General features: G+C 66.6%; 10 protein-coding genes and 1 pseudogene. 3 read left to right on the forward strand and 8 right to left on the reverse strand.

From position 1 onward, the window contains the following. The 5 genes and pseudogenes from FR943_RS01925 to FR943_RS01945 all read right to left on the reverse strand — a co-directional run bounded on the left by FR943_RS01925 (position 1) and on the right by FR943_RS01945 (position 4,998). Positions 1-204, reverse strand: coding sequence for a cold-shock protein (locus FR943_RS01925; RefSeq protein ID WP_217154584.1), 204 nt, complete (start codon positions 202-204; stop codon positions 1-3). 186 nt (positions 205-390) lie between these two features. Beyond that, entirely contained in the window at positions 391-1,371 is a 981-nt protein-coding gene (locus FR943_RS01930; RefSeq protein WP_217154585.1) for a DUF808 domain-containing protein, read from the reverse strand. A gap of 105 nt (positions 1,372-1,476) precedes the next feature. Beyond that, a complete protein-coding gene (gene tnpB / locus FR943_RS01935; RefSeq protein ID WP_217154586.1) occupies positions 1,477-2,940 on the reverse strand; it encodes an IS607 family element RNA-guided endonuclease TnpB in 1,464 nt (487 codons plus the stop codon). Next, positions 2,933-3,517, reverse strand: a pseudogene (locus FR943_RS01940) (IS607 family transposase). Before FR943_RS01940 ends, tnpB begins: the two are co-directional and overlap by 8 nt. A 68-nt stretch (positions 3,518-3,585) precedes the next feature. After that, on the reverse strand, positions 3,586-4,998 hold the full coding sequence (locus FR943_RS01945; protein WP_217154587.1) for an NCS2 family permease: 1,413 nt from the start codon (positions 4,996-4,998) through the stop codon (positions 3,586-3,588). An 82-nt stretch (positions 4,999-5,080) separates the two neighbouring features. On the opposite strand from FR943_RS01945, the gene FR943_RS01950 reads away from it, so the two are divergent. From FR943_RS01950 to FR943_RS01960, 3 genes are all read left to right on the forward strand, one after another. Continuing rightward, on the forward strand, positions 5,081-5,671 hold the full coding sequence (locus tag FR943_RS01950; RefSeq protein WP_217154588.1) for a sigma-70 family RNA polymerase sigma factor: 591 nt from the start codon (positions 5,081-5,083) through the stop codon (positions 5,669-5,671). Between the two features lie 224 nt (positions 5,672-5,895). Further along, entirely contained in the window at positions 5,896-6,312 is a 417-nt protein-coding gene (locus FR943_RS01955; protein ID WP_217154589.1) for an MmpS family transport accessory protein, read from the forward strand. Next, positions 6,309-9,200, forward strand: a complete 2,892-nt coding sequence (locus tag FR943_RS01960; RefSeq protein ID WP_217154590.1) for an MMPL/RND family transporter — start codon at positions 6,309-6,311, stop codon at positions 9,198-9,200. Before FR943_RS01955 ends, FR943_RS01960 begins: the two co-directional genes overlap by 4 nt. Here FR943_RS01960 and FR943_RS01965 read toward each other — a convergent pair. From FR943_RS01965 to FR943_RS01975, 3 genes are read right to left on the reverse strand one after another with little or no spacing between them, the layout of a single operon-like run. Beyond that, complete coding sequence (locus tag FR943_RS01965) at positions 9,197-10,582, reverse strand: ABC transporter ATP-binding protein (RefSeq protein WP_217154591.1); 1,386 nt, start codon at positions 10,580-10,582, stop codon at positions 9,197-9,199. The two genes, FR943_RS01960 and FR943_RS01965, sit on opposite strands and share 4 nt — an antisense overlap. Continuing rightward, positions 10,575-11,354 carry an ABC transporter permease gene (locus tag FR943_RS01970; RefSeq protein WP_308170414.1) on the reverse strand — a complete coding sequence of 260 codons (780 nt, stop codon included), beginning with the start codon at positions 11,352-11,354 and terminating at the stop codon, positions 10,575-10,577. Before FR943_RS01970 ends, FR943_RS01965 begins: the two co-directional genes overlap by 8 nt. A gap of 47 nt (positions 11,355-11,401) precedes the next feature. Further along, a complete protein-coding gene (locus FR943_RS01975) occupies positions 11,402-12,364 on the reverse strand; it encodes an ABC transporter permease (protein WP_217154592.1) in 963 nt (320 codons plus the stop codon). Between the last annotated feature and the right edge of the window lie 4 nt (positions 12,365-12,368).

Raw genomic sequence — 12,368 nt, forward strand, 5'->3', positions numbered from 1 at the left:
TCAGACCGCGGTGACTCCTGTTGCCTGGGGGCCCTTGGCGCCCTGGGTGATCTCGAACTCGACACGCTGGTTTTCTTCTAACGAGCGAAAACCGCTGCCGGTGATCTCGGAGTAGTGAACGAAGACGTCGGCTGCGCCGCCGTCAGGGGCGATGAAGCCGAAGCCCTTTTCGCCGTTGAACCATTTCACAGTTCCCTGTGCCATATTTTGCTTCTCTCATTGTTCAAACTGGACGTACGAAAAACGTCCGGGGCCCAGTATGGCACGTCGAAACGCGTTGACCTAAAAAATACTTGCCTCTGATTGTTGCCGTTTGCCCCTCAACGGCCGCCCGCCGGGCGAGATTCACCGCCCCGCAGCAGAAATCGGGGCGCAGCGAAGCAGAAATCGTCACGCGGCGGCGTCGTGCTCGTTCTCGTCGTGCTTGGCCGTCTTACCGAAGGGCAGCAGGTGCATGATGCCCACGACCACGGTGCCGACCAACAGGCCGATGACGGCTGACGCGGCGGTGTTGGTCAGCCAGCCCAGCACCCCGCCGAGGGCATCGCCCACGCCGTGGTGCACCCACTCTTCGGCGTGATGGACCGCGCCGTAGACCGTGTGCCAGCCCAGGGTGTCGGTGCCGACCAACAGGATGTGGCCACCGACCCAGAGCATCGCGACCGTGCCGATCGTCGACAGCGCCGAGAGCAGCTTGGGCATGCCGGCCACCAGGGCACGGCCGATCTTCTGTGCCACCGTCGACGTGCGTTGCGCCAGCAGCAACCCGATGTCGTCCATCTTCACGATGCCGGCGACCACGCCGTACACCACGGCGGTGATCACCAGCGCGACGATCACCAGGATGATGAGCCGGGGCAAAAACGACTGGTTGGCGACTTCGTTGAGGGCGATCACCATGATCTCGGCGGACAGGATGAAATCGGTCCGGATCGCCCCGGTCACCATGAATTTCTCGGCGTCGCCCCCCACTGCGGTGGTGGGCTCGTCATGGCCCGCGCTGTGCCCGCCGTGGCCGGTGAAACGGCCCCAGACCTTCTCGGCGCCCTCGTAGCACAGGTACGTGGCGCCCAGCATCAGGATCGGGGTCAGCAGCCATGGCGCGAACTGGCTCAGCAGCAACGCCGCGGGCAGGATGAACACGATCTTGTTGCGCAGCGATCCGATGGCGATGCGCTTGATGACCGGAAGTTCGCGGTCGGCGGTGATGCCGTGCACGTACTGCGGGGTCACCGCGGTGTCATCGATCACCACGCCGGCGGCCTTGGCGGTCGCCTTCCCGGTGGCCGCGCCGATGTCGTCGATCGAGGCCGCCGCCAGTCGCGCCAGCGCGGCGACGTCGTCGAGCAAGCCGAACAGGCCTGCGCTCATGGCAGTCTCTCTTCGCGCAAGCGGCTCATCGGCGCAATCATCCCCATGGTCGTGAAGGCTACCGGCCGTTGCCCTTTGGTGAGCGAATGTGAGTTCGCGTGTTCATCAGGCAGCCTCGCCTTGCGGTGAGGCGGTCCCCGTCTGATCCACCGTGTGGTGGTGCGGGGTTGACGTTTCATCGCCGGCTGCGTCCCCCGCTGACGCGGGGTCGGTCTCACGCGTGGCTCCACGTCCTGGCGCCGGGCCACTCCCGGCGGGACTCTGTTCACCCACAGTTGGTGTGGGTTCGCCGAGTCGGGCGAGATTGATCGCAGCACCCAGATCACGATCGATGCGCATACCGCAGCCGTCGCATTCGAAGATCCGGTCGGCCAGGGTGAGGTTTGACTTTCGCCTCCCACAGGCCGTGCATGTCTTCGATGACGGAAAAAATCGGTCGGCCGCCACCAAATGAGAACTGTACCACCGTGTTTTGTAACCGAGCATGCGACGGATCTCGGCCAGAGCAGCATCAGCCAGCGCGCGATTCAGACCCCGCTTGCGGGCGCCTCCCTTGGCGCGCATCCCCGCGGCATTCAAGGTTTCGACTACCACCACATCGTGGGACTGGGCTAGGACGGTGGTGGCCTTGTGCAGCACGTCACGGCGCACCGCCGCGGCATGAGCATGGGTGCGGCCGATCCGGGCCTGGGTGGCCCGCCACCGCTTCGACGGTGTTCGCCTGGTCTTGGTGGCCGGATCATACGGGCCGTGCTGGCGGGCCGCGCGCCGCTGCAGTACCCGCAACCGGGATTGGGCCGCTGTCAATGACTTCGGTGCCGGGACCCGGGCGAGCTCACGCCCATCGGGGGTGGCCACCACCAACAAGCTGTCGGCTTTGACCCCGACATCGACACCCACCACCGGATGCGCTGACCGGCGCGCGTGCGCGGGCCGCGCCTTGGCTTCGACGATGACCTGCAGGGCGCAGTGCCAGCGCCCGGCACTGTCTTGGCGCACGGTGGCCGACAAGATCCGTGCCGACCCGGCCTCGATGCGGCGAGCCAACTTACGGGTCGATTCATGCGTGCGGACCGCACCCAGCCGCGGCAAGGTGATGTGGCGACGGTCCGCCTCGATCCGGATCACCCCGGTGGTGAACCGCACCGCTTTGGGTGTGCGGGCGGACTTGAACCGGGGAAACCCGACCGCCTGACCGGCACGCCGACCCTGCCGCGACGACGACCAGGCGTCCAACCCGCGGGCCAGCCCGTCCAGGCCGGTGTTGTAGGCCTCCTTGGAATTCTCGGCCCACCACGGCGCCGCGGTGTGCTTGCGCTGATTCCACACCTTGCGCAGCGCCGGCAACGACCACCCCAACACCGGCGTCAACTCTGCTTCAGGCACACCGTAGCTGCGCTCGGCGGCCCGCTGATCGGCCACCGCCTTCACCAACGCCAACATGTGATTGTGCGCGAAACGCGCCGCACCAGCATGAGACACCAACCCGCGCAACTGTGTTGGTGTCGGATCCAACGCAAACCGATACGCCTGCGCCGTCCAACCCGCCGGAATCTCGAACCTAGCCACCAGCAACCACCTCGGCCTGTTTGGTGGCGGTCACTGCTCGCATCGCCCGGTTGCGCGCACCACCGCGCCCATACAGGCGCGCACACATCGAGATCAGCACCCCGATCATGTCGCGCACCAGATCATCGACAGTCTCGCCCGCATCGGCAACGATGATCCTGCGGCCCTGGGCGCACAACACGGCTTCGAGATGCCCCACTCCCAAGCACGCCAACCGGCCCCGATGCTCCACGACCACCACCCAAGCAGACGGGTCCGACAAAATCCTGCGCAACTTCGGCCGCTTGCCGTTCAAGCCTGACCCGACCTCGGTTACGACTTCGCCGACCACATGTCCATTCGAGGTAGCCCAGTCCGCCAACCGTGCAACCCGCCGGTCCAGATCCTGCCGTTAATCATGTGAGGACACCCGCGCATAGACAACTGTGCGACCAGATTGCCCAGACTCTGGCGCATCGACCCAGATCGTCCCCAACTCCAAGCGGCGAGCAGGCACCGGCATCCGGTCCTCACGAAACCACCGGTACGCCGTCTGCGGACGCACACCATTCGCACGCGCCCACTCAGACAACTTCACACACTCAATCAAACACACATTCGATCACATTTGCTCACACCACACCGAACAGTTCGCAACCCCGCAATTCACATGCCGATGAGCGACTCGATCCAGCCGCGCGCGAAGTACAGGATGAAGCCGGCGGCCACGATCCACAGCAGCGGACTGACTTCGCGGGCCTTCCCGGCGGCCGAGCGCAGCACGGCCCAGGCCACGAAGCCGACGCCGATGCCGTTGGCGATGGAGTAGCTGAAGGCCATGGTGGCCACGGTAAGCACCACGGGCAGGGCCACCGAGAACTCCGAGAGGTCGATGTGGCGTAGCTGCGAGACCATCATCGCGCCGACGATCACCAACGCCGCGGCAGCCACCTCGGTGGGCACGATCGAGGCTAGCGGCGCGACGAACATCGCGGCCAGGAACAGCAGCCCGGTGATCAGGTTGGCGAACCCGGTGCGTGCACCTTCCTCGATACCGGCGCCGGATTCGATGAAGACCGTGTTCGACGACGCCGACGACGATCCGCCGACGACCGCGCCGGCACCTTCGACGATCAGGGCTGATTTCAGGCGGGGGAAGTTGCCCTGGGCATCGGACAACCCGGCCTCCCGTGACAGCCCGGTCATGGTGCCCATGGCGTCGAAGAAGTTGGCGAACACCAGGGTGAAGACCAGCATGATGGCGGCCAGCACCCCGATCCGGCTGAAGCTGCCCATGCTGACCTCGCCGACCAGCGACAGATCGGGCAGCGCGAACGGCGAGCCCGACAGTGTCGGCACCGACAGGCCCCACCCGCCGGGCTTGTCCTGTGCGGACCCGAGGTGCCAGATGGCCTCGACGATCACCGCGACGACGCTGCCGGCCACCAGCCCGATGAGGATGCCGCCGCGCACTTTTCGGGCCACCAGGATCCCGGTGAGCAGCAGGGTGAAGACGAAGACGACGGTGGGCACGGTGTTGATCGAGCCGACACCGCCGGTGCCGAGCCCGACCGGAGGCGAGGGCAAGCCGGTCGAGCCGACGAATCCCGCGTCGATCAGGCCGATGAACAGAATGAACAGCCCGATGCCCGCGGTGATCGCCAGCTTGAGTTGCATCGGCACGGCGTCGAACACCAGGCGGCGAAATCCGCTGGCCGCCAGTGCCACGATGATCAGGCCGTCGATGACCACCAGGCCCATGGCCTCGGGCCAGGTGAGGGTGCCCACCACGGTGGTGGCCAGAAACGAGTTGATGCCCAGCCCCGCGGCGAACGCAAACGGCAGACGCGCGATGACCCCGAACAGGATTGTCATCGCGCCGGCGGCCAGACAGGTGGTGGCCGAGACCTGGGCGAACTCGAGCTTGTTGCCGTCGACGTCGGCCGAGGCCGACAGCACAACCGGATTCAGCACGATGATGTAGGCCATCGCGATGAAGGTGACTACGCCACCGCGGATCTCGGAGGAGACGGACGAGCCACGGGCCGAGATCTCGAAGAAGCGATCGAGCCGGTTCATAACCGATGAGCCTAAGGTGACGGCGGCCAGGTGTCCGAAAATCGCTTGACCTCAAGTTATGTTCAGATGTGATGCTGCAGGTATGAACGACGACGGACGGGCGGCTCGGTTCGAGCGCGATGCGCTTCCCTTGGTGGACCAGCTCTACGCGGCCGCGCGTCGGTACGCGCGCAACACGGCCGACGCCGAGGATCTCGTGCAAGAGACAATGACCAAGGCGTACAGCAGTTTTCACACGTACCAGGACGGCACGAACATCCGGGCCTGGCTGTTCCGGATTTTGAGCAACACCTGGATCAACACCTACCGCACGGCGCAGCGTCGCCCGCAGGAGGTGTTCGCCGACGCACTCTCGGACGCGCAGCTGGCCGACGTGGCCGCGCGCTTCCCGCTGGGGGTGGTCTCCGCCGAGTTGGCCGCGCTCGAGGCGTTGGGTGACGACGAGGTGCGCCAGGCGATGCGGGCACTGCCGGAATCGCAGGGCATCGTCGTGTACTACGCCGATGTCGCGGAGTTCCGGTACCGGGAGATCGCCGAGATTCTGCAGATCCCGGTGGGCACGGTGATGTCGCGGCTGCATCGTGGCCGCCGTGCCCTGCGGTCCCGGCTCGTCGAAATGGCAGTTGCCCGAGGCTATCTCGATCGTCCACCGCGCAACGGCACGGCGGCGTAGCGGTCCGGGGACAGGTCGGGAGTCAGGCTGGATTCTGCGGCAATTCACAGCAGCATCACAGTTTCGAGGCCCACAATGCGCACCTCGACCGGCGGGTGTAAGGTTCTGTCCCGCTGTACATAGTTATTCGAACTAATTCGTCGGTCGCCCGGAGTGTTGTCCCTTGTGGCGGGTCCAGGGTGAACGCCTGGAGGTATTCGGTGAGTCCTGGTCGGGGTGCTCGGGTGCTGAAACATGCCTGGATTCCGTTGGTTCTGGTGGTGGTCTTGGCGGTGTCGGGCCTCGTGGTCTCCCGGCTGCATCGAATGTTCGCCTCCGAAGACCTCAACGCCAACGCCGGCGCCGGCATCGAGATCGTCCAGTTCAACCCGAAAATCCTGGTGTACGACGTGTACGGTCCGCCCGGGAGCACCGCCCAGATCAGCTATTTCGATCCGGACGCCAAGGTGCACCACGTCGACGCCACCCTGCCGTGGTCGATCCGGCTGGAAACCACCCTGCCGACCGTCAGCGCCAATCTCATGGCACTCGGCGACGGAGATCAGATCGGCTGCCGCGTCACGGTGAACGACATTGTCCGTGAGGAGAAAACCGCCAACGGGGCCAAACCCCAGACGTACTGCCTGGTGAAGTCCGCATGACGAATTCCGCACCCGCACATCCCAAACGCCCGTTGTTCGCCCACAGTCTGCGCATCCTCGCGGTGCCGGTGATCCTGTTCTGGATCGCCTTCGCCGTCGTGGTCAACGTGATCGCGCCACAACTCGAGATCGTCGGTGAGTTGCACTCCGCGCCGATGGCGCCGGCCGACGCGCCGTCGATGATCGCGATGAAACGCATGGGGGCGAACTTCACGGAGTTCGATTCCAACAGCACCGTGATGATCGTCGTCGAGGGCGACCGGGCGCTCGGCCCTGACGCGCACCACTACTACGACGAGCTGATCCGCAAGCTGCGCGACGACCCCGCGCACATCCAGCACATCCAGGACTTCTGGGGTGACACGCTGACCGCCGCGGGAGCGCAGAGCGCCGACGGCAAAGCCTCCTACGTGATGATCAACCTGGCCGGTGAACAGGGCCAGACGCTGGCCAACGAAGGCGTCGAGGCGGTACGCAAGGTCATCGAGGAGACGCCGGCGCCGGCCGGGGTGAAGGCCTACGTCGCGGGCCCGGCCGCACTGACCAACGACATGCACGTCATCGGCAACGCGAGCCTGGGCAAGATCACGCTGTTCACCCTCATCGCCATCGCCGTGATGTTGCTGATCGTCTACCGATCGATCCGTACCACCCTGATCCAGTTGGTGCTCACCGGCGTCGGCCTGCTGGCCTCGCGGGGCGTGGTCTCGGTGCTGGCCGTCCATGATGTGTTCGGCCTGACGACCTTTGCCGGCAACATCCTCACCATGCTGGCCATCGCGGCCGCCACCGATTACGGCATCTTCCTGTTCGGCCGCTATCGCGAGGCGCGCGGTGCAGGCGAGGACCGCGAAACCGCCTACTACACCACGTTCACGTCGGTGTCGCCGGTCATCATCGGCTCGGGGCTGACGATCGCCGGCGCGACCTACTGCCTGAGCTTCGCCCGGCTGCCGTACTTCAGCACCATGGGTGCACCGGTGGCGATCGGCATGCTGGTGGTCATCGCGTCCGCGGTCACCATGGGCCCGGCAGTGCTGTTCCTGGGCAGCAAGGTCGGCCTGTACGAGGCGAAAAGGCCTGCCAAGGGCCGGTTCTGGTACAAGGTCGGGACCGCCGTGGTGCGCTGGCCGGCCCCGATCCTGGTGGCCAGCTCGTTCGTGGTCCTCATCGGCGTGGTCGCCGTCCCCGGCTACAAGCCCGCCTACAACGACCGCTGGTATCTGCCGACCGAGGCACCGGTGAACGTCGGATTCGCCGCAGCCGACCGGCATTTCACCCAGGCCCGGATGAATCCGGACATCCTCATGGTCGAGGCCGACCACGACATGCGCAATCCGGCCGACATGCTGGTGCTGGACCGGGTGGCCAAGAACGTGTTGCGGACGCATGGCATCGCGATGGTGCAGAGCATCACCCGTCCGCTGGGAATTCCCATCCAGCACAGCTCCATTCCGTTCCAGACCGCGATCCAGGGACAGACCAGCAACCTGAACCTGCCGTTCCAGCGCGAGCAACTGGCCGACCAGCTCAGGATGGTCGACGCGACCAACGAATCGATCAGCATCCTGGAGCAGCAGTACCAGCTGTCGCTGCAGCAGACCCAACTCACCGAGGACTCCGCGGCCAAGTCGCAGGAGCTGCTCGAGGTCACCAAGAAGATGCGGGACAACATCGCCGACTTCGACGACCAGTTCCGGCCGCTGCGCAACTACCTGTACTGGGAGCCGCACTGCTTCGACATCCCGATGTGCGCCGCGACGAGGTCGGTCTTCGATTCGCTCGACGTGATCGATGAGCTGACCGACAAAACCGCCTCGGTTCAGGTCAACACCAACGAATTGGCTGATCTGGCACCGAAATTGACCGAACTGCTGCCGCAGACGATCGCCTCGATGAAGACCAGCCGGGATCTGTCGCTGGCGTCGTACAACTCGCAGAAGGCCTTGCTCGACCAGATGGAGGCGATGAACGACACCGCCCTGGCGATGGGGCAGAGCTTCGACGAGGCCAAGAACGACGACCTGTTCTACCTGCCGCCCGAAGCATTCACGAACCCCGATTTCGAGCGCGGTCTGAAGATGTTCCTCTCGCCCGACGGCAAGTCGGCGCGAATGTTCATCACCCATCAGACCGACCCGGCGACACCGGAGGGGATCGCGCGGGTCGATGACGAGCGCCTCGCCGCGCAGGAGGGCCTGAAGATGTCCTCGCTGTCGAACGCCAAGATCTATCTCGGCGGTGTCGCGGCCACCTACAAGGACATGAGCGACGGCGCCCGTTACGACCTGATGATCGCGGTGGTGTCGGCGCTGACCCTGATCTTCATGATCATGCTCATCCTGACCCGCAGCGCGGTGGCCGCTCTGGTCATCGTCGGCACCGCGGCCAGTTCGATCGCGGCATCGTTCGGGATCTCGGTGCTGTTGTGGCAGGACCTGTTCGGCGTCCACGTGCACTGGCTCGTCATGTTGATGTCGGTGATCATCCTGTTGGCCGTCGGCTCGGACTACAACCTGCTGCTGGTCTCACGCTTCAAGGAGGAGATCCACGCGGGCCTCAAGACCGGCATCATCCGCTCGATGGGTGGCACCGGTGGGGTGGTGACGTCGGCGGGCATGGTGTTCGCGGCGACCATGGCCGCGATGCTGGGCAGCGACCTGATCGTGCTGGCCCAGATGGGCTCGACGATCGCCATCGGCCTGCTGCTGGACACCCTGATCGTGCGATCGCTGCTGATGCCGTCGATCGCCACCCTGTTGGGCCGGTGGTTCTGGTGGCCACAGGTGGTTTACCCCCGTGGGGACAACCACTTTCGCAAGCCGGTGTCGCGACGCCCACCCCGGTCGGACGACGACACGGCTGCCATCCCGGTGACCACCGGTTAGCCCACTGTGGGCGGCGGGTTCTCGATGGTGAAGACCCGGTCGGCACGGGCAGCGACCGCGGGAAGGTCGTGGGTGCACAGCAACACCGCGGCGCGGTGTGTGCGGCGGTGTGTGTCGAGACGTTCGAGTATCCGCTCCGCGGTGCCCGGATCCAGTCCCGTGGTCGGTTCGTCGCACAGCAGCACCGTGGGATGGGCGAGCAACGCCCGGGCCAGGGCCGCCCTGCGGAGCTGGCCGCCGGAGAGGTCGTCGGGAACCCGCAGGGCCTGTTCGGCGGTGAGTCCGAGGGAACGCAGTTCGGTGCGGGCCTCGCTGCGGGCCTGGTGACGCGGTAGGCCGCGCAACCGTACGGCGGTGCGCGCCACCTGGTCCAGTACCGGCCGGGTGCGGTCGAAGGTCTCCCGGGTCTCCTGCCACACGTACTGGACCGCGGCCAACTGTCGACAGCTACGTGACCGCAGCGGCGGATAGTGCTCACCGTCGACCACGACCGCGCCGGATGTGGGCCGCTCCAGGCCGGCGATGGCGCGGGTCAACGTCGTCTTGCCCGCACCCGATGCGCCGACCACGGCGATGAGTTCACCGGCCCGGGCGTGAAACGTTGTGTCGCGCAGGAGATCGGAGCCGTCACGCCGCACCGCGACGCCCCTGACCTCCAGCAGCAGATCGCCATGCCGACCCTTCTCGGCGAGCGGCCGCGGCGGGGCGGGCGCGGCCCCGGTGGCCCGGAGCCGCCCCTCGTGGACACCCACGACGCGATCGGACAGGTCGGTGGCCACCGCATCGTCATGGGTGACGAGCAGGATCGTGCGCCCGCGGCGGCGCAATTCGTCCAGCACGGCCACCAACGCATCGCGGCTCGCCGGGTCGAGGCCGGCGGTAGGTTCGTCGAGCACAAGCACCTGCGGCTCGACGGCCAGCACCGCGGCAAGTGCCAGGCGCACCCGCTGGCCACCGGAAAACTCGAACGGGTAGCGGCGATGGCACGCAAGTCCGGCCGGAAAAGCGGCCTGCCGCAACAGCTCGGCCACCCGCTCCCGTTTCCACCGGGCCCGCCCGGACCCGAGTGCGGGCGGATCACCGTGCAGGACAGCGAGTTCGCCGAGCGCCGAGCCAATCCGGCGAGCTGGATTCAGTGTCGCCGCCGCGTCCTGTGGCAGATAGCCGATTGTGCCGGGACATGCGATGAAACCGTCGACGCGGTGTGTCGGAGGTGAGGTCCCGGCGATGGCGGCGGCGATCGTCGATTTACCCGCGCCAGATGGGCCGACGAGGGTGGTGATGGTGCCCGCGGGTACGTCGAGATCCACCGCCTCGACCAGGCGATGCGGGCCCACGGTCACCCGAAGGTCGCGGACCACCAGCGCCTGCTGTTCAGTCACGGTGCGTCCTGAGCAGGTCACGCCGGGTGGGATCGGCCAGGATCGCATCGCAGAACAGGTTGAGCCCGAGCACCAGAGACACGATCAGCGTCGCGGGCAGATACACCGACCATGGCGCGGTGGACAAGCCATCCTTGTTGGCCGCCACCGACACCGCCCAGTCGGTCGAGGTGGTGTCGAAGCCGATACCCAGGAAGTTCGCCGATGCCAGCACATAGATGGCCGCCATCAACCGGACGCCCACGTCGGCCACCACCGGCCTGGCGAGATGCCGTAAGGCATAGCCGATGTAGCGTTCGCCGGCCGTCGCGCCCTGCATCCGCAGGGCTTCCATCGCCGGGCTCTGCACGACCCTGCGGGCAGCCATCCGAACGAAGCGGGTGATCGGCGCGACCAACATGAAGCCGACCGCCACGGCAATCGCCAGGCCCGAACCGTCCGACCGCAGCGCGGCCACCATGACGACCAGGAGGACGGGCAGGCACAGCAACACGTCGATCGGCCGCATGATCGCGTCCTCCATCCACGGGCGGCGTGCCGCCGCCGCGACGATGCCGAGGACGAACCCGGCCGCGTACGCGGCGGCGACGGTGAGCACGACGGTCAGCAGCATGGGTCTGCCGCCGGTCAACACGGCGGCCAGCACGTCACGGCCCAGCCGGTCGGTGCCGAAGCATGACCAGTCCGAGGGCCCGAACGGGGCCTGGGGTGCCGCGGGTGCATACCGGGCGACGAACGGCCCGAGGAGTGCCGTCGCGACCGGGATCGCCACCAGTGCGCTTGCCAGCGGACGGGTGAACCGAGTGGGCCTGCGCCGCATCATGTCCCGGCCCGGCTGGGCACCATGCGGGCGCCGGCAAGGTCGATGAGGCCGTTGACAGCGATGGCGGCCAGGCCGGTGATCAGCAGGACGGCGAGTATCACGGGTTGGTCGCGGTTGCCGATGGCGTCCAGCAGAGTCGTCGCCACCCCGGGCATGACGAAGATGGCCTCCACCACGAGCACACCCGAGAGCAGGCTGTCGCCGGTGCGGCCGAGGTCCTGCATCGCCGGGGCGAGTGCGTTGGGCGCGACGTGGCGTAACAGCAGCGAGCGCCGGGGCACGCCGTGCCGGCGGGCCTGGACGATGTACGGCGCCGTCATGGTGTCGATCACCCCGGCCCGCACCAATCGGACCAGCGGTGCGCCGACCCGGGCGACCATCACCGTCAACGGCAACACCAGGTGCGTGGGATGCAGCATCATCTTCGCCGCGTCCACACCGACGAATGTGGCGGGAAACAACCGCCATCCGATTGCCAGGTACGCGATCAACACCACCGCCAGCACGAAATCGGGGATCGAGTCCAGGCCGATGCTGACCGTGGTGATGATGCGGTCGCGCATCGAACCCGGCCGCAGGCCCGCGGCGAAACCGGCGCCGAATCCGACCGGGATCAGCAACAGCGTGGTGAGGATCGCCAACACGGTCGATACCAGAAGCGGCTCCGCGATCACCGAGCTGACCGGTTCTCCGCGCGCATAGGAGGTGCCGAGGTCACCGGTCAAGGCACGTCCGGCCCAACCGAGAAACCGTTGCACCGGGGCGACATCCAGACCGAGCGCCGCCCTGGTCCGGTCACGCTGCGCGTCTGTGGTCAGATCGGTGCTCTGCACGTCGGCGGCGTCGCCCGGCATCAGGAGGGACAGTGCGAAGATCAGGCCGAGCAGGATCGCCACCTGCCCGAGGCCGATCAGCAGCCGTCGAACCGTGAAACGCCAGATCCCTGGCCACCGTGTCATCCGG

The organism is [Mycobacterium] fortunisiensis (genome assembly GCF_019050325.1).
Taxonomy (GTDB): domain Bacteria; phylum Actinomycetota; class Actinomycetes; order Mycobacteriales; family Mycobacteriaceae; genus Mycobacterium; species Mycobacterium fortunisiensis.